19 protein-coding genes and 2 tRNA genes are annotated in these 18,916 nt (G+C 27.8%); 19 read left to right on the top strand and 2 right to left on the bottom strand.

Features of this window, described 5'->3' with window-relative positions; translation table 11 throughout:
* Positions 1–9 precede the first annotated feature (9 nt).
* Positions 10–513: a phosphoribosyltransferase domain-containing protein gene (locus Q4586_RS04730; protein WP_068705269.1), complete on the top strand. Its 504-nt coding sequence runs from the start codon at positions 10–12 to the stop codon at positions 511–513.
* On the opposite strand, the gene Q4586_RS04725 is transcribed toward Q4586_RS04730, so the two are convergent.
* On the bottom strand, positions 505–1,023 hold the full coding sequence (locus Q4586_RS04725) for a shikimate kinase (protein ID WP_068705268.1): 519 nt from the start codon (positions 1,021–1,023) through the stop codon (positions 505–507). The genes Q4586_RS04730 and Q4586_RS04725 overlap by 9 nt on opposite strands.
* A 107-nt stretch (positions 1,024–1,130) precedes the next feature.
* Here Q4586_RS04725 and Q4586_RS04720 point away from each other — a divergent pair.
* From Q4586_RS04720 to Q4586_RS04645, 16 genes are all read left to right on the top strand, one after another.
* Positions 1,131–1,203, top strand: a tRNA-Lys gene (locus Q4586_RS04720).
* A 39-nt stretch (positions 1,204–1,242) separates the two neighbouring features.
* Positions 1,243–1,326: transfer RNA gene (locus Q4586_RS04715), tRNA-Leu, on the top strand.
* A gap of 119 nt (positions 1,327–1,445) precedes the next feature.
* The gene (locus Q4586_RS04710) at positions 1,446–2,237 is read left to right on the top strand and encodes a carboxypeptidase-like regulatory domain-containing protein (protein ID WP_068705266.1); all 792 of its coding nucleotides are present in this window, start codon (positions 1,446–1,448) and stop codon (positions 2,235–2,237) included.
* Positions 2,238–2,332: 95 nt separating this feature from the next.
* Positions 2,333–6,019: a phosphoribosylformylglycinamidine synthase gene (gene purL, locus Q4586_RS04705; protein WP_303526805.1), complete on the top strand. Its 3,687-nt coding sequence runs from the start codon at positions 2,333–2,335 to the stop codon at positions 6,017–6,019.
* 186 nt (positions 6,020–6,205) lie between these two features.
* Positions 6,206–7,009, top strand: coding sequence for a helix-turn-helix domain-containing protein (locus Q4586_RS04700; protein ID WP_068705263.1), 804 nt, complete (start codon positions 6,206–6,208; stop codon positions 7,007–7,009).
* A gap of 274 nt (positions 7,010–7,283) precedes the next feature.
* Complete coding sequence (gene mnmE / locus Q4586_RS04695) at positions 7,284–8,678, top strand: tRNA uridine-5-carboxymethylaminomethyl(34) synthesis GTPase MnmE (protein ID WP_303526799.1); 1,395 nt, start codon at positions 7,284–7,286, stop codon at positions 8,676–8,678.
* Between the two features lie 170 nt (positions 8,679–8,848).
* A complete protein-coding gene (locus tag Q4586_RS04690) occupies positions 8,849–10,000 on the top strand; it encodes a tyrosine-type recombinase/integrase (RefSeq protein ID WP_303526797.1) in 1,152 nt (383 codons plus the stop codon).
* Positions 9,997–11,181 (top strand): hypothetical protein, encoded by a 1,185-nt coding sequence (locus Q4586_RS04685; RefSeq protein WP_303526795.1) that lies wholly within the window; start codon positions 9,997–9,999, stop codon positions 11,179–11,181. Before Q4586_RS04690 ends, Q4586_RS04685 begins: the two co-directional genes overlap by 4 nt.
* 125 nt (positions 11,182–11,306) lie before the next feature.
* Complete coding sequence (locus Q4586_RS04680) at positions 11,307–11,597, top strand: helix-turn-helix transcriptional regulator (RefSeq protein ID WP_303526794.1); 291 nt, start codon at positions 11,307–11,309, stop codon at positions 11,595–11,597.
* 87 nt (positions 11,598–11,684) lie between these two features.
* Positions 11,685–13,037, top strand: a complete 1,353-nt coding sequence (locus Q4586_RS04675; RefSeq protein ID WP_303526792.1) for a DUF3987 domain-containing protein — start codon at positions 11,685–11,687, stop codon at positions 13,035–13,037.
* 211 nt (positions 13,038–13,248) lie between these two features.
* Positions 13,249–14,289, top strand: coding sequence for a DUF6371 domain-containing protein (locus Q4586_RS04670; RefSeq protein WP_303526790.1), 1,041 nt, complete (start codon positions 13,249–13,251; stop codon positions 14,287–14,289).
* Positions 14,290–14,383: 94 nt separating this feature from the next.
* Positions 14,384–14,680 carry a plasmid mobilization protein gene (locus tag Q4586_RS04665; protein WP_303526788.1) on the top strand — a complete coding sequence of 99 codons (297 nt, stop codon included), beginning with the start codon at positions 14,384–14,386 and terminating at the stop codon, positions 14,678–14,680.
* On the top strand, positions 14,677–15,444 hold the full coding sequence (locus Q4586_RS04660; RefSeq protein ID WP_303526787.1) for a relaxase/mobilization nuclease domain-containing protein: 768 nt from the start codon (positions 14,677–14,679) through the stop codon (positions 15,442–15,444). The genes Q4586_RS04665 and Q4586_RS04660 overlap by 4 nt, the downstream gene beginning before the upstream one ends.
* Positions 15,445–15,450: 6 nt before the next feature.
* A complete protein-coding gene (locus tag Q4586_RS04655) occupies positions 15,451–15,903 on the top strand; it encodes a DUF6730 family protein (RefSeq protein WP_303526786.1) in 453 nt (150 codons plus the stop codon).
* A 1-nt stretch (position 15,904) separates the two neighbouring features.
* Complete coding sequence (locus Q4586_RS04650; protein WP_303526785.1) at positions 15,905–16,495, top strand: AAA family ATPase; 591 nt, start codon at positions 15,905–15,907, stop codon at positions 16,493–16,495.
* A gap of 42 nt (positions 16,496–16,537) precedes the next feature.
* The gene (locus Q4586_RS04645; protein ID WP_303526784.1) at positions 16,538–16,768 is read left to right on the top strand and encodes a hypothetical protein; all 231 of its coding nucleotides are present in this window, start codon (positions 16,538–16,540) and stop codon (positions 16,766–16,768) included.
* 540 nt (positions 16,769–17,308) lie between these two features.
* Here Q4586_RS04645 and Q4586_RS04640 read toward each other — a convergent pair.
* Positions 17,309–17,725 carry a prepilin-type N-terminal cleavage/methylation domain-containing protein gene (locus Q4586_RS04640; RefSeq protein ID WP_303526783.1) on the bottom strand — a complete coding sequence of 139 codons (417 nt, stop codon included), beginning with the start codon at positions 17,723–17,725 and terminating at the stop codon, positions 17,309–17,311.
* A 92-nt stretch (positions 17,726–17,817) separates the two neighbouring features.
* On the opposite strand from Q4586_RS04640, the gene Q4586_RS04635 reads away from it, so the two are divergent.
* Together Q4586_RS04635 and Q4586_RS04630 are read left to right on the top strand one after the other, a co-directional pair.
* Complete coding sequence (locus Q4586_RS04635; RefSeq protein ID WP_303526782.1) at positions 17,818–18,555, top strand: hypothetical protein; 738 nt, start codon at positions 17,818–17,820, stop codon at positions 18,553–18,555.
* Between the two features lie 2 nt (positions 18,556–18,557).
* Positions 18,558–18,914 (top strand): hypothetical protein, encoded by a 357-nt coding sequence (locus Q4586_RS04630; protein WP_303526780.1) that lies wholly within the window; start codon positions 18,558–18,560, stop codon positions 18,912–18,914.
* The last annotated feature ends 2 nt before the right edge of the window (positions 18,915–18,916 follow it).

The following is an 18,916-nucleotide window of genomic DNA, read 5'->3' as shown; positions in this document are numbered from 1 at the left end:
ATAAAAATAATGACTGTTTCAGATACTATTATATTAAATAATTTACAAGTTGAACAAAAAATTCGTCGTATTGCTTTTCAAATTTACGAAAGTAATAGTGATGAAAAAGAAATTATAATTGCGGGAATTGCTGATAATGGATACATTTTTGCTGAAAAAGTAATTGAAATTTTATCAGAAATTTCTTCCTTAAAAATCAAAATATGTAAAATTTTAATTGACAAAAAAAATCCTATAAAATCAATCACAACATCTTTAAATGTTAATGAATATGAAAATAAATCGTTAGTTTTGGTTGATGATGTTTTAAATTCGGGAACTACATTAATTTATGCTATCAAACATTTTTTAGACGTTCCTTTAAAACGATTTAAAACTGCTGTATTGGTTAATAGAAATCATAAAAAATATCCTGTAAAAGCAGATTTTAAAGGAATTTCACTTTCTACATCTATTAAAGAACATGTAACTGTAGAATTTAAAAATAACGAAACAGTTGTTTATTTAACCTAATATTTTTATTAATTCATTAACGATTTCATTAATATTTTTATTATCAACGGTTAATTTATGTGTTGATTTGTTATAAAAGTAACTTCTTTCAAATAAGTGTTTGGCAACAAATTCAACTAATTCATCTTCTTTTAATCGAGCTACTAAAGGTCTTTGGTTTTTTTCATTTTTCAATCTTTCAACTATCGTAGCAATACTTGTTTTTAAATATATAGCATTCGTGTTATTCGATTCTGTAATTATATCCATATTACCAGCATAGCAAGGAGTTCCTCCTCCTAATGATAAAATAATATCCATATCTAACACCATTAGTTCTTTTAAATATAAATGTTCTTTTTTTCTAAAATAAATTTCACCTTTCTTTTCAAAGATTTCAGATACCGTCATTTTTTCCTTTTTTTCAATGTAATCATCTAAATCAATAAAAGAAAAGTTCACTTTTTGTGATAATAATCTACCAATTGTAGATTTTCCACTAGCCATATACCCTACCAATACTATTTTCATAAACTAATAATTAAACGATTACAAATATCAATAAAAAATATTACAAAAAAGTTTTTTAGATTTAAAGAACTGTTGTATATTTGCAACCGCTTTCAGAAAGAAGCAATGACCTGGTAGCTCAGTTGGTAGAGCATCTCCCTTTTAAGGAGAGGGTCCTGGGTTCGAGCCCCAGCCCGGTCACGAAAAGCTAAGCAATCTGCTTAGCTTTTTTTTATTTATGCACGTATGGCGGAATTGGTAGACGCGCAGGCTTGAGGGGCTTGTGTTCGTAAGAACGTGCAGGTTCAACTCCTGTTACGTGCACTATTTAAAAAATAATCTTGTTAAAAACTAGATTTCTTTATTGTTCATTATTGCTATTCTAAACATCTTTTTACATTTTTATTAACTAATAGCAGTTTAATAATTACTACTTTTACATTATGAAAAAAAAACATTTATCTCTCATTATATTTCTATTCATAACTGTTTTAGGGTATGCTCAAAATCAAAAACTAAAAGGACAAGTTATTAGAGCTGACAACAAAAAACCTTTAAGTGCTGCACATATTTTAAACTTAAACTCTGTTACAGGTACAATTACCAATGAAGATGGAGTTTTTGAATTAACATCAAAAGTCAACGATACTGTTCTAGTTTCATTTATAGGGTTTTCATCTATAAAATTAAAAGTAACTAACGATCTTTTAAAAGGAAATGAGGTTATTATATCTTTAGAAGAAAAACCTGAAGATGTTAAAGAAATTGTTATTAAGTCAACAAAATTAATAGGTGTTTTAGAGGTTGATGTTAAACAGGTGCCTAAAGATCGTTTTACAAGAATTCATATTAACGGATTACCACAAACTTATGAAGTTGGTAAACCCCAAAAAAGAACCTCAATTGTTGATAAAATTTTTAATCCTGTAGATGTAGTTTATAACTTATTTGGCAAAAAACCTAAGCAACTTAAAAAGCTTAAAAAGTTAAAAAAGGAAGATGATTTACGTAAAATGCTAGCGGGTAAATTTGACAGAGAAGTAATGATGGAATACTTAGAAATGGATAGACAAGAATTAACTAAGTTACTATCTGACTGTAATTATTCTGAATATTTTATAAAAAAGGCAAGTGACCTCCAAATTATTGAAGCCGTTTTAAACTGTTATGAAAATTACAAAGCCCAGAAAAAAGGAAAAATAGAAATAAATAAAATTCCTGAAGATAATAATTAAAAAAAAGCAGCAAAATTGCTGCTTTTTTTATGCCGATATTTCATTCAAAATAAGTAAATTTACCCCCTATAAAACAACACTAACACAACAACATAATGATTCATTTCTTTGGAAACGTAAACAGTAAAGTATTTGCTGTTCAGACAACAAAAGAATTATCTACCGAAACTATTTCAAAACTTACCTGGTTATTTGGCAACCAACCTAAAATAAATGCGACGTCTTTAGACGTCTTTTTTATTGGCCCAAGAGCAGCAATGATTACTCCTTGGAGTACAAATGCTGTAGAAATAACACAAAACATGGGTATTTCTGATATTATCAGAATAGAAGAGTTTGAAACTGTTTCTGAAGATTTTTCTTCTTTCGACCCAATGATTTCTCAAAAATACAACAGTCTAAATCAAGAGATTTTTACTATTGATATTCAGCCTGAACCTATTTTAAATATTGAAGATATCGCAGCATATAATAAACAAGAAGGTTTGGCTTTAAGCGATGAAGAAGTTGAATATTTAGAAAGTGTTGCTACTAAAATAGGTAGAAAACTAACCGATTCTGAAGTATTTGGATTTAGCCAAGTAAATTCTGAACACTGCCGCCATAAAATATTTAATGGAACTTTTGTTATCGATGGTGAAGAAATGCCTACTTCCCTATTTAAGCTGATTAAAGAAACATCAAAACAACATCCAAACGATATTGTTTCTGCCTATAAAGATAATGTAGCTTTTGTTAAAGGTCCAAAAGTAGAACAATTTGCCCCTAAAAGTGCTGATAAACCTGATTTTTACCAAACAAAAGAATACGAATCTGTAATATCATTAAAGGCTGAAACTCATAACTTCCCTACAACTGTTGAGCCTTTTAATGGTGCGGCAACAGGATCCGGAGGAGAAATTCGTGATAGGTTAGCTGGTGGTAAAGGATCTTTACCCTTAGCAGGAACAGCCGTATATATGACTTCTTATTCTAGATTAGAAAAAGATAGACTTTGGGAACAAAAATTTGAAGCTAGAGATTGGTTATACCAGACTCCGATGGATATTTTAATAAAAGCATCAAACGGAGCTTCTGACTTTGGTAATAAATTCGGGCAACCTTTAATTACAGGTTCTGTTTTAACTTTTGAACACGAAGAAAATGCAGCTTCTAGTGATGCAAAACCTAGAAAATTAGGTTTTGACAAAGTAATCATGCAAGCTGGTGGTATTGGTTATGGTAAAGCAGACCAAGCATTAAAAGACACGCCACAAGAAGGCGATAAAATCGTTATTCTTGGTGGTGAAAATTATAGAATAGGTATGGGTGGGGCTGCAGTTTCATCAGCAGACACTGGTGAATTTGCTTCAGGTATCGAATTAAACGCAGTACAGCGTTCTAATCCAGAAATGCAAAAACGTGCAGCAAACGCTGTTCGTGGAATGGTTGAAAGTGATGAAAACTTTATTGTTTCTATTCATGACCATGGTGCTGGTGGGCATTTAAATTGTTTGTCAGAATTAGTTGAAGATACTGGTGGTAAAATCAATCTAGATAAATTACCTGTTGGTGATCCTACTTTATCTGCTAAAGAGGTTATCGGAAATGAATCTCAAGAAAGAATGGGATTAGTAATTGCTGATAAACACATTGATACTTTACAAAAAATTGCTGAGCGTGAGCGTTCTCCAATGTATACGGTTGGTGATGTTACAGGAAACGACCGCTTTACTTTTGAATCTGAAAATAAAGGTGATAAACCAATGGATTTAGCTTTAGAAGACATGTTTGGTTCTTCTCCTAAAACTGTTTTAACCGATAAAACTGTTGTAAGAAATTACAAAAATTCAAGATATAAAACCAAAAACTTACAAATCTATTTAGAACAAGTTTTACAGTTAGAAGCTGTTGCTTGTAAAGATTGGTTAACCAACAAAGTAGACCGTTGTGTTGGTGGTAAAGTTGCTAAACAACAATGTGTTGGACCATTACAAATTCCGTTAAATAATGTTGGAGTTATGGCATTAGATTATAACGGAAAAGAAGGTATTGCTACTTCAATTGGGCACTCGCCTATTTCGGGTTTAATTCACCCAGAAGCAGGAAGTAGAAATTCAATTACCGAATCGTTAACAAATATTATTTGGGCACCTTTAAAAGATAATTTAGCATCAGTTTCTTTATCAGCAAACTGGATGTGGCCTTGTAAAAATGAAGGTGAAGATGCTCGTTTATATAAAGCAGTTAAAGCAATTTCTGAGTTTTCTATTGATTTAGGAATCAATGTTCCTACCGGGAAAGATTCGCTTTCAATGAAACAAAAATATAAAGATGACGAAGTAATTTCACCAGGAACTGTTATCATTTCTGCTGCAGCTAACTGTAATGAAATTACTAAAGTTGTTGAGCCTGTTTTACAACAAAAAGGAGAAAACATCTATTATATTAATATTTCTCAAGACGAATTTAAATTAGGAGGAAGTTCTTTTAATCAAGTTTTAAATACTATTGGTAGCGATGCTCCTGATGTAAAAAATTCTAAATTTGTAAAAGATACCTTTAACACAATTCAAAATTTAATTAAAGCTGATAAAATTTCTGCTGGGCATGATGTTGCTTCTGGTGGATTAATTACTACTTTATTAGAAATGTGTTTTGCTGATATTAATTTAGGAGCTGATTTTGATATTTCTACCTTGAACGAAGAAGATTCTTTAAAAGTTTTATTTGCTGAAAATTCAGGAATTGTTTTTCAAGCTGATGCTTCTGTTGAAACAATTTTATCAGAAAACAAGATTGAGTTCTTTACTATTGGTACTGCAAATAATTCAGGTAAAATAACCATTAAAAACAACGAAGATAACTTCTCTTTTGATGTTGCTCAAATAAGAGATGTTTGGTATAAAACGTCATATTTATTAGATCAAAAACAAACTGCAAATGGTTTAGCTAAAGATAGATTTGATAATTATAAAGCACAACCTTTACAATACACCTTCCCTACTCACTTTACAGGTAAATTAGCTAATACAGTTGGATCGGTTACTAAAAGACCAAAAGCAGCAATTATCCGTGAAAAAGGTTCAAATTCTGAGCGTGAAATGGCAAACGCCATGTATTTAGCTGGTTTTGATGTAAAAGATGTACACATGACCGATTTAATTTCGGGTCGTGAAACTTTAGAGGATATTCAGTTTATTGGTGCCGTTGGTGGTTTTTCAAACTCAGATGTTTTAGGTTCTGCGAAAGGATGGGCAGGTGCTTTTAAATACAACGAAAAAGCCAATACTGCTTTAAATAATTTCTTTAAACGTGAAGATACTTTATCTGTAGGTATCTGTAATGGGGCACAATTATGGATGGAATTAGATTTAATAAATCCTAATCATAAAGTACACGGTAAATTAGTACACAACGATTCTAAAAAACACGAAAGTTCATTTACTTCAGTTAAAATACAAGAAAACAACTCTATTATGTTATCTTCATTAGCTGGAAGTGAATTAGGTGTTTGGATTTCTCATGGTGAAGGAAAGTTTAATTTACCAGAAACTGAAGAAAACTATAACATTGTTGCTAAGTATGGTTATGAAGGATATCCAAATAATCCAAACGGATCTGATTTTAACACCGCAATGATGTGTGATAATTCCGGAAGACATTTAGTAACAATGCCTCATATTGAGCGTTCTACTTTTCAATGGAACTGGGCTAATTATCCATCAAATAGAAAAGATGAAATTTCACCTTGGTTAGAAGCCTTTGTAAATGCTAAAAAATGGATTATTGATTTTAAATAAGAAGAATAATCTTTAAATTAATAAAAAAGCAATCAATTACTAATTGATTGCTTTTTCTTTTTATAAGAAATTTACTTTTTACGATTTTTTACATTATTCATACAAACTATAAAGTATTTTTGTTTAATTACACATATTGGTAACAACCTTTTCAATAACCTTATTATTTTTACATAAAAATAATAGATGGAATATACTTTTTTTAACAAAAAAGACTCTAGAGGTCTTTTAAACAACCTCTTTAGTATTAATATTCAAACAATTCCTTTTCAATCAATAATTATACCAACAGGCTTTCCTGCAATTGCGTATATATATGGAGATAAACAGACCATTATTTATAATAATAAAACAACAAATATAAAAGGGCTTACCCTATTAGGTCAATATGATGCTACCTACAACTTTTCAGTAAATTTTAAAGGTCATAATATTGGCGCTAACTTACATCCCACAGCACTATACAAAATATTTGGCATTGATATAGCTTCATTAACAAATAAACATCCACAATTAGAACTCATAAATAAAAAAATATTTGATCAATTTAATCCTATATTTTTAGATTATGAAAACGACATACCTGTTTTAATTCAAAAAATAATCAATTTAATTGATTCATTAGATTTACATATTGATAAAGATGTTAATCGAATTGACATTGCTATTGATTATATTTTAGAGAAAGAAGGAATGTTACAAGTTACTGATTTATTAAAGATTGTTTCATTATCACAAAAATCTTTAGAGGTAAAATTTAAAAAAATTATTGGTTTAACTCCTGGAAAATATATTAGATTAATACGATTTATAAAACTAATGCGTAAATACGAAAATAAAAAAATTGCCATCAACGATCTTATTTATATGTACAACTATTATGATCATTCTCATTTTATAAAAGATTTTAAACTATTTATGTCTGAATCTCCTAAAGAATATTTTAAAAAAGAATACCCTCTAATAAAAGCATATTCAAAAAATTTGTAATTACGCTTTTTTACAATTAATAACAAAAGCTATCTTTCAACGCCTTATACACTATATTTTAGTGAAATATATTAAAAAATAAAAACTAAATTAATTCTAAACTCTTTTTCACATACGGATACAATCTTTGTATGTATTAAGAAGAAATAAAATATTTCATGTTTTTTTGATTTACCGCAAATAAATATTTAAAAATAAGCTTATTACTTTTGTTGACCAAAAATTACTTTATCATAAATGAGATATTTTAATTGATATTAGGTAATTTTGTAGTATGATTCAAAACGATACAATTATTGCTATGGCAACTCCATCAGGTGTTGGAGCTATTGCTGTTATTAGACTTTCTGGAAAAAATGCTATCACCATTGTTAATAGTTTTTTTAAATCGGTAACCAATGCAAAATCTTTATTGAATCAAAAATCACATACAATTCATTTAGGTCATCTTGTAAATAACAATCTTATTTTAGATGAAGTATTAGTATCTGTTTTTAAAAACCCACGTTCTTATACCGGTGAAAATGTGGTTGAAATTTCGTGTCATGGATCTGTTTTTATTCAGCAAGAAATTATTCAATTGTTTTTAAAAAATGGCTGTAGAATGGCTGATAATGGTGAATTTACCATGCGCGCATTCTTAAATGGAAAAATGGATTTATCGCAAGCGGAAGCTGTAGCCGATGTCATAGCCTCAAACTCTGCGGCTAGTCATCAAATGGCTATTCAACAAATGCGTGGTGGAATTACGAATGAACTAAAAGAACTTCGAGTACAATTATTAGATTTTGCTGCTTTAATAGAACTAGAATTAGATTTTTCGGGAGAGGATGTAGAATTTGCTGACAGAACAAAGTTTAAAGAATTAGTTACTAAAATCACCTTTGTTTTAAAACGATTAATTGATTCTTTTGCCTTTGGAAATGCCATGAAAAATGGAATTCCAGTTGCTATTATTGGTGAACCTAATGTTGGTAAATCTACTTTATTAAATACGCTTTTAAACGAAGAAAAAGCCATTGTTTCAGACATTGCTGGTACTACAAGAGATGCGATTGAAGATGAATTAATAATTGATGGTGTTGCTTTTCGATTTATTGATACTGCTGGTATTCGTGAAACAGAAGATGTTGTAGAGAATATAGGTATAAAAAAAGCGTATGAAAAAGCAGAAAATGCACAGTTGATTATCTTTTTAATTGATGCTAATAAATTTTCTTACGCTAGCGAAGAATTTTTAAATGAAATTGAAACTATTAAAGAACGTTTTCCTAATAAACGTTTGTTAGTTATCGCAAATAAAATTGATACGTTATCGTGCCATGATACTACTGTTTTACAATCAGAAATTGAAAATCTAATCTTACTTTCTGCAAAACAAAAAACGGGTATCGACGAACTTAAAACCGAATTAACTTCTTTAGTAAACACAGGAGCTTTAAGTAATAATGAAACTATTGTTACCAATTCTCGTCATTTTGAAGCCTTAAACAATGCTTTACAAGCCATTACTTCTGTACAACAAGGAATTGATTTAGAAATTTCTACCGATTTATTTTCTATCGATATCCGTGAATGTTTACGCCATTTAGGAAACATTACTGGTGAATATGATGTTGACAAAGACATACTTGGTCACATTTTCGGTAATTTTTGTATCGGAAAGTAATAAAAGAAAACAAAGGAAACCAAAAGAAACAAAACCAACAAAATCAACACTTTAAGTTAATTTTATTGGCTTTATATTTTCTTATACTTTCCTTTTTTAGTACATTTATGGAATCTATATTCCACCTCGTTATCTAAATAATACAAAGAGGTGTATTTAATTCCACCTTTATGAAAATATCACTAAAAAAGAAAAAGTTAAAAACAGAAAAATATAGTCTTTTTATAGAATACTACAAAGGTACTATCATTGATAAAAATGGTAAAACAAAACATGATAGAAAATTTGAATACCTAAAACAGTATTTATTCATAGACCCTAAAAATAAAACTGAAAAGTTAGAAAATAAAGAAACTCAAGAATTAGCCGAAAAAATCTTATCAATAAGACAAGCTGAATACTATCAAGGAAAATACAAAATTCAACATAATTCAAAAGAAAGATATAATTTTCTAGAATACTATAAAGAAAAAAAAGAAGAGCGTTATCAGTCTGAAACCAATTACGATAATTGGGAAGCTGCCCAAAAACATATAGAGAATTTTTGCTCCTCTTCTATCACATTTAGTGATATTGATATCGATTTCATTAAAGACTTCCAAAAACACCTGCATACTGAAGCAAAAACAAAAGCTGGTCAACCATTAGCTCAAAATACAAAACACACTTACTATAATAAATTTAAGGCTTGTTTACGTAGTGCATTTGACGAAGGCTATTTAAAAGAAAATTATGTCGAAAAAGTTCGAGCTATTCCTATGGGTGAAACACATAGGGAATATTTAACTATAGATGAAGTACAATCGCTCTCAAAAACACCTATCAAGCAAATAGTATTAAAAAAAGCATTTCTATTTTCATGCCTTACTGGTATTCGTTGGTCAGATATTAATAAAATGAAATGGAGTGAAGTTAGAGACGAAGGAATAGATGATAATGGTCAAGCTATACATCGAATAGTGTTTTCACAAAAGAAAACCAAAGGAGTAGAATATCTATATATATCTCCACAAGCTAGAGAGTTCTTAGGAGAAAGAAGAAAACCTGAAGATAGAGTTTTTACTAATCTTCACTATAGCGCTCAGATGAACGTTAACTTAATTAAATGGTGCATGAGTGCTGGTATCACAAAACACATTACCTTTCATTCCAGCAGACACACGAATGCAGTTCTTTTACTAGAAAATGGAGCTGATATTTATACAGTATCTAAAAGATTAGGTCATAAAGAAATTCGTACAACAGAAATTTACGCTAAAATTATTGATAAAAAAATGAAAGAGGCTGCTACACTAATTCCTAAATTAAATATTGAGTTATGATAAAACTTCTAAAAGATAAATTTAAGTTAAAAGCAGAAAAAGAAATAAGTTATAATCATATCAATATAGATAAAGAAGAGGAAAGTAGAATTCTATACTACGATTTTAAAGAAAGTATAGTAAGAATGGAACACACTGATATTCATTATTTAGATCATACATTTAGTAATGTAAAAAACTCATCTTATTCCTTTAAAAATAAATCATTTATAAATAAATCAATAAATAATTTAATTTATAAATTCTCTGACTCAATTTTTGAAGAACAATTATTCTACAATTTACTAGAGAGAAATATGTTTCAAAGTAACCCGCAAGAAATATATTTAAAAATATATAATAACTTAATCAAACAAATTCAGGAACATATTGATATAATTGTTCAATCAAGATTAAGATACTTTACAGGAGGAGTCTCATTTTATAAAGAGTATAACAAGTTTAAGACTAATGACAATTTAAACTATTTTTTAATAGAAAATCTTTTTAAAGAGCTAAGATTGAACGAATATTACCTTACTTTTCAACTAAAAAATAGCTATGATGCTATTTTGTTAGAGTACTTTAAACAGAGTGTAATATACATAAGAGAAAATGAAGATGTTTACAATTGTTCTAAAATAAAAAGTGAAATTAATCGCTTAAAAAGTGAAATTTTAAAAAATGATTTTCTCTTTTTACAATCTCATGTTAATAATTTAATAGACATAACTGAAGACTTACATTATAAAACTAGCAACAAAAAAACTAACGAAAAATTAAATACTTGTAATCTAAAAAAAATGTCTAAAAAACAGAAACAATTACTTTATGATTTTCTAAAACCATGGTTTAAAACAACTACAAATGAAAATATACAAAACCTTATCGACTTAAATCTATCTTCTATAAAAGGTAATTTAAAATTAATAAAAAATACTAAATCTCTTTCCTTATTACTTTTTAAACTCATTGAAAAGAATCACTATACAGAAGATGATATAGCTTCAATATATGAATGTAAAAAAATCATCCATACAAATAATAAAAAAATAGATAAACAAACACTTTCAAAACATTTTGGAGAATTTAACAAAGGTTATTCTATTGATTCTAATAAACAAAATCAAAAAATAAAAACATTAATGGAATCATTACAAACACACAAAACATTCATTTTCAAAACATTAAAAAATGATTAATACATCATTATTTCATTTTTTATTACACTTTCTTTTTATCCTTCTTTCTTTGTCATAAGTTAACAAAGAGAATACAAAAACAACTGCGCAGTTGTTCATTATAAATCTTTAAACAAATTAAGACAATGGACAATTTACATTTAGATGAACGACTTGATAGAATTGAAAAACTTCTATTAAATAATAAGACTGTATTAACTTTTGAGGAAGCTTGTGATTATACAAGTATATCGAGAAGTTATATGTACAAACTTACCTCTGGAGGAGCTATTCCCCACAGTAAGCCCAATGGGAAAATTATCTTTTTCGATAAAGATAAACTCGATAATTGGTTATTACAAAATGAAACTCAATCCAAATCGCTCATAGAAAAAAGAGCTCTCTCCTACACACTTAAAAACAAAAGAAAAGCGTAGGACTCCTACCCTACGCTTATATTTTTTTTCAAAAAAACAGTACTAACTACCTATTGTAAAGATATGGTTTAAAACTTACACATAAAAATGAGTAACTCAAAAGTTGTTCATATTGATAAAATCGACCTTGAAAACGATTTTACTCAATTGACACACAATAATAAAAATCCTTTTCCTGTTGATGTTTTCCCAAAAATTACTCAAGAAATCATTTATGAAGGAAATGATAAATATCAATTTGCTCTAGATTATTTAGGAGCTGGAATTTTAACAGCAGTCTCTTCTGCAATTGGAAACTCTTTAAAAGTTAATGTAAAGAATGGTTGGAACGAAAAAGCGAACCTTTTTACTGTAATTGTTGGTAGGCCTGGAGACTCAAAATCACATGCTTTAAATTTTTGTCTAAAACCTATTCAGATAAAAGAAAATCTATTATTTGATGAATATTCTAAGTTACTCAAAGAATATGAAGAAGAATTGAAATCTGCCCCTAAAACCACATTAATAAAACCTTATTTACAAAAATATCTTATTAATGATTACACGCCAGAAGCCTTAATTCTTCATCATTCTAATAACAAAAAAGGACTTTACATATTCGTAGATGAATTAAGTGGATGGATTAAAAACTTTAATCGATACAATTCATCTGGTGAAGCAGAAACTTATTTAAGTCTTTGGAGTGGTACAACAATCTCAACCGATAGAGCATCAGGTAAAAGTTTTAGAATTAATGATCCTTTTATAGGTGTAATAGGAAGCACACAAATATCAGTTTTAAAATCTTTTGCCAAAGATGGTAGAAACTCCAATGGCTTTATGGATCGTCTATTATTTGTATATCCAGAAATTCAAAAAACTTTAAAATGGAATATCAATAAAGTAGATGATCGAATATTAGAAAATTACTATTCAATTATCTCAAATCTTATTGAGACATCAATAGATCAAAATGAACCTCTTTTGATTCCAATTGAAGAGACAGCTAAAAAACATCTATTTGACTGGCAAAATAATAGACCTGAAAACTATCTTTTTGAATATGAAAGAAGTATTGAAGTTAAACTTCAACAATACGTTATTCGTTTTGCCTTGATTTTACAATCAATACATCATGCAGCGAATAAAAATACATTGGATAAAATTGAATTATTTGCAATTCAAGGAGCTATAAAACTTTTTCACTATTTCTACAACAATGCTATAAAGGTTAGACAAGAAATTATTAAAAAGGCATATGTTGAAACCTTAACAGAGTTGCAAAAAACAATTCTTAATGAATTAGATGATGAATTTACTACTGGTGAAGGTTTAAAGATTGCTTGCAGGAAAATTAATAATAAACCTAGAATTAGTAAAAGGCAATTCTACACGTATTTGAAAGACTCTAAATTATTTAAAAAAGTATCACATGGGAAATATCAAAAGATAAACCTATAGAAAATACTGCACTTTCTTCACTTTAAATCAAATCTAACTAAAAACCAATAGATTAACACATTTTTAAAATGCAAAATTAGTGCGTAAAATGCAAATCTATACATTTTTAAAATGCAGAAAATGCAATCAAAGTGAAGCCAAAGTGCAATCTAAAATGAGCTGTAGCCTAAGTATATATTAAAAGTGCAGAAAATGAAGTAAAATCACCTACATGTATAAATATTCATTACATAAAAAATCAATAAAGCATAAATGTCCTCAGTGTAAAAAGAACAAATTAGTCCTTTACATTGATACTGAAAATGACAATTATTTATCATCTAAAGTTGGTAGATGTGACAGAGAAATTAATTGTGGTTATCATTTAACACCTAAAACATATTTCAAAAACCACAATATATCTTATAAACCACTTGTAAATAAAAATCATCCTTTAGAAATTAAGGAGACCGATTTTCATCCTTTAAACGAACTAAACGATTCACTTGCTTATTATGATAAAAATAATTTCATCCAATTCATTAAATCAAAATTTAATTTAGAGCAAGTTTCAACTCTTTTAAATGATTACAAAATTGGAACAGCTGCATCTTGGAATAACGGAACTATATTTTGGCAGATTGATTCTAAAAATAAAATTAGAGGTGGAAAAATTATTCTGTACTCTAATCGAGGTAAAAGAACCAAATACATTAACTGGAGGCATTCTTTAAAAATAAAAAAAGGAGAAATCAACTCATTTAATCTTTCTCAATGTTTTTTCGGAGAACATCTTCTTTCAAAATATGATAAGCCAATTGCAATTGTAGAATCCGAAAAAACAGCCTGTATTATGAGTCTTTTATTTGAAAAATATTTGTGGTTAGCATCAGGATCTCTTGGGGGATTAAATGAAAAGAAAATAGAAGTGTTAAAAAATAGAAAAATAATACTCTATCCTGATTTAGGTATTGAAAGTGTAAATGGCTCTCCTTATACAAAATGGAAATCAACTTGTGATGAGTTAAAATTAAAAGGATATGATATTCAAGTATCAAATTTATTAGAAGAAAAAGGAAGTAGAATTGAGCGTGAAAAAGGATTTGATATTGCTGATTATTTTCTAAAAAGCATACAAGAAAAACCCAAAATAATAACATCAAAAACAAACAATATGCTTTTAAAAATGTATATGAAAAATAAAAATCTTAAATCCCTAATAGAGGTATTTGAGTTAACAGACATAAATGGAGTAAAAATTAAGATTAATTAGCATATCAAGATGTGTACAAAACATGTTTTTTCAAAACATTTTTTTGCACAATCTTGCTTTTTTCTCCCTTTGGTCGCAAAAAGATAATTCAAATATGAATAGAATTAAAATAGAGTTCTTATGTACTTCTTTTGAAAAGAAACTTATAAAGCTTAAAGCTAAAAATGCTGGTTTAACCACAGCCAAGTATTGCAGAAAAGTATGTCTTGAAAAAGAAACAAAATCAATACTAACTGAAGAGGAAATAGACGTATATAAAATGCTTGTAAAATATCATAACAATTTTAAGTCTATTGGGAATTTAATTAAAACTAAGCATCCCGATTTATATATAAAAGTATTTCAAACTGCTGATGAAATAAAAAAGCATCTCCAAAATTTCAAAAAATGATTGGTAAAGGAAAATCAATATCACACACAAAAGCATCTATTGAGTACGGTTGGAACCAAGAAAAAGATGCCGAAATAGTTTTTACACAAAATTTAGCTGGAGAAACTCCAAAAGAAATTACAGACGAATTTGAAACAATACAATCAATGAATGATAATTGTGAGCGCAATACATTCAGTTTTGTGATTAGTCCAACTATTGAAGATGGTGAGAAATTAACTTCAAAAGATTTAAATAAAATAACTGATGAATTTCTTAAAGACTTAAAACTAGAAAACCATCAGGCTATTGCTTTTGTTCATAATGACAAAAATCATAAACACATTCATTTGTATGTAAACAGAATTGATTTTGAAGGAAAAGCTTACAACGATAGTTTTATTGGTAAGCGTTCTCAAAAATCAGCGGAAAGAGTTGCTGAAAAAATGCAACTACAAACCGTAAAACAAGTTAAAGAACAAAAATTGGAAAAGGTAAAGGATATTAGAAAGTTTATTAAAAATAAACATGAACTTTCTTTTAAATCATTCCATCCTAAGAAGTATCAAAACTATATTAAAGAAATGGGAAAATTTAATATTAAAGTAAATCCTGTTATCAATAAAAAATCAGACAAACTTCAAGGATTTAGATATCAATTTAAAAATGTAAACCTTAAAGGGAGTGATGTACATAGAAGTATGTCTATAAACAAACTAAATATTAATTATTACAAAATTGCTAAAACAATTATAAAGCAAGTTAGTAAAGGAATTTCAATATAAAATATTATGGCAAAAATAGAAGAAGTAACAGCATTGCTAATAGATGAAATAGCAACATTTGAAAAAGCAGTAGCGAAATTGAAAGAAGAATCAGAAAAAATTAAAACAACAAATTTTAGTATCGACTCTTCTCAAATTAAAACTACATTATCTGAATTTTCTAAACAACTAAATGACAATTATGAATTACAATATATTGAACTTTTAAACCTTCAAAACAAACTGAATAAAACAGTCATTATTCCAAATTGGATGACCATTTTATTCAGCTCGTTTTTCATAATCTTCATTTTAAGTTTTGGATTTAACTTTTATCAATATCAACAAAAAAAAGAAATAAAAACAACAAGTTACAATAAAGGAGTTGATGCTATGAAAAACCACATGCAATTGTATTTCAATAAGAACCCAAAAACATTTAAACATTATCAGAAATGGTCTAAATCAAAAAACAAATAATATGGGGAAGATAATTTTAATTACACATCAAAAAGGTGGTGTAGGAAAATCTACACTTACTTATAACATAGCACAGAACATTGCTAAAAATGCTGCTATTGTTGTTTTAGATTTTGACTTACAAGGAAGTTTATCTCAAATTAAAGACTTGGTAACTGATTTTACCATTATGCCTTATAACCGAGAAATAAAAAAAATAAAAAATCTTCCTTATGATTTCATTTTTATCGACACACCTCCTTACCTATCCAATCAACTACCTGATTTGATAGATTTAGCTGATTTAATTATCATTCCAACAAAAGCTGGTATCTTAGATTTATTAGCTATTAAAAACACCTTAGAACTTATTGAAAGCAAGAATAAAACTTCTAATTCTCTAGTCGTTTTTAATATGATTAAGGCTAATACAACACTAACCTTAGATATTTTAATTGGCTTAGAAGAATATAATATTCCTATTGCCAAAACTCATATTTCTGATCTCGTTGCATTTACCAGATCTGTTTTAGTTGGTGGTGTAAAAACTAATAAAAATGCTCAAAAACAATTAGATAATCTAACCAAAGAAATATTAACAAAGCTCATATAATTCTATAAATATATACTTATATAAAAATACAATTCTAGCATTATGGAAAAACAAAATCTCAATGATTTAATTAATAAAGCGAAGGCTAGCAATCAAATAAAAACCATCCAAAAAGTAATTCCTGTTTCTGTAAAAGAAACTGAAGAGGTTCAGTTTTCTTTTTACTTAGATAAGAACTTACTAAAACGACTTAAACAAGAAGCATTAAACCAAGATGAAAGCATCAAAAACATCATTAATAAAGCATTAGAAAACTATTTAGAAAAAAATTAAAATTAATAATTATCTGTTTATCTTGCCATAGATTTACAGATATAAAAATTTTAACATATAAAGCGTTTAGCTTTTGAACTGGAACAAAAACCAGAAGCTTAATTTAATTTAGAAACAAACTAAAAAAATTACCTTTAACAACTAAAAACATAACCTTGATAATCAGAAATATACTAGAAACATGATTTTTAAAGAACAAAATATATAAAATCAAGATGTTCATAAGTTTTTAAATAGTATCGATAGTAACCTTCTTTTTTAGTAATATATAATTATATTTTGAATTTAAAAAATAGGAGAAAAATAAATAACTAAACATATCATATAAATATGATATTAATCCCGAAATTAGTTAATAGTTATTGAAAATGACACACCTATTAATTAGAGAGTATTATTTTACTGCTGATAGAAAACAAAATATCTTATTTCTATTTAGAAGTCATTTTTGAACAAATTTTCATTAAGAAAACGTTGTAATTTTAATAATTTATTCTTTTCGTATGACTAATCATAAAAAGCTAAGATAATTCAAGAAATTTAATCCTTAATTAATTCTTTTAAATTTTGATCTTGATCTATTTGCCAAACATTTAAAATACCATCACCATCAAAGTCTGTTATAGCTATAGCTTTAGCTTTAAAAGTACTATTTGTAGCTTCAATTATTTCATAAGAATAATTAGAGCGCCCTCCTTCAATAACTTTTTTAGGAACTACAAAATCAATAGAGTTTATATCATTAGAATATTTAGAGTGCATAAAGAAATAGCTCCTTTGCATGTTGTATAATTGAGTAAGGTTGCCTTGTGCTTCTATGCTTTTTGCTTTAGAAATAAGAGGCATTAAATTAGGCAATGCAATTAAGATTAAGATGCCAATAATCATTAAGACAACTAATAACTCCTGTAAATTAAAAGCATTTACTTTTTTAAATAAAATATTTTCTTTTTTCATCTTTGTTTTCAGAACTTTAAAAGCCAAAAATAAAAATAATTGTTACTTTTACCACTAATTATTTTACTCAATAAAAAATATTGCTATTTAGAATGAGAAAATTACTAACTATTACCACATTTACTATATGTATATTGATTACTTCTTGTGGTGTTTTACCTCCAAAAAATAATTTCCATAGCACTAACTCTTCAGTAGAACTTGGAGTTGTTGGAGAGATACAAAATTCAATTAGAAAAACTACTTTTCAAACTTTCGGAAACCCGAAATATAATAGCCTAATTAGGGTTAGTGTTTCAAAAAGTTCTTTTACTTCAAAGGTGTTTAAGCTGTATGAAAAATCATTAGGAGGAAAAGATAGGTTAAATAAAATTATTTTTAATGACACACTTGCTGTGAAACCAACATTTGTGACTGTTAAAATTGAAAATAAAGTAGCTGTAGTTAAAGCATTAAATGAATCAAACACAGAAGTGTTTAATTATTTAAAAAAATCTCCTAGAGCTTTACTAGTAAATTCATTACGATTAATTCCAACTCAAGATTTCTTAGATCTTTTAGAGAAATCTGATGCAATTTATTTAAAGACAGATAAACAAACTAAGCAACGGTTGTTAGTGTATAAAAATGAAAAAGAAATTGGTAGTACTGATGTATCTAAACAGGTAATATTTGGATATGAATTGGCTTCATTCTGTTGGAAAACAACATCAAGAAGAAAAATTGAAATTGCAACGATTTTAAATGAAGATCAAAATTGTAGTAATACTACTAAAAGGAATGTTGAAGAATTAGAAAAAGAATTAACTAAAAGCAGTTTTAAATTTTAAAAATGAAAAAGGTACTAATATACATCGCTAGTTTTTTTTTGGTGTTCACTTCTTGTGAAGCAGTTTTTATAGAGAATATATCTAATAAATCTGTGGTTTTAATTTCACCATCTGATAAAGCAGAAATATCTACTGGAGAAATAAATTTTAATTGGAATCCAATTGAAGATGCTGAGGTTTATCAATTACAAATTGCTATTCCTGACTTCAATAATCCTTTACAAATTTTAACTGATACAATAGTAAGTAAAACAATTTTTAAGGAAGATTTGTTAGTAAATGAATATGAATGGAGAGTAAAAGCGAAAAATAGCGAATATGAAACAGCGTATTCAATAAGTGCTTTTGTTGTAAAATAAAA

Origin of the sequence: Tenacibaculum soleae (genome assembly GCF_030549005.1) — a bacterium.
Taxonomy (GTDB): Bacteria; Bacteroidota; Bacteroidia; order Flavobacteriales; family Flavobacteriaceae; genus Polaribacter; species Polaribacter soleae.
Note: the sequence above shows the minus strand (reverse complement) of the source record. Positions and strands in the feature narration are given on the sequence as shown.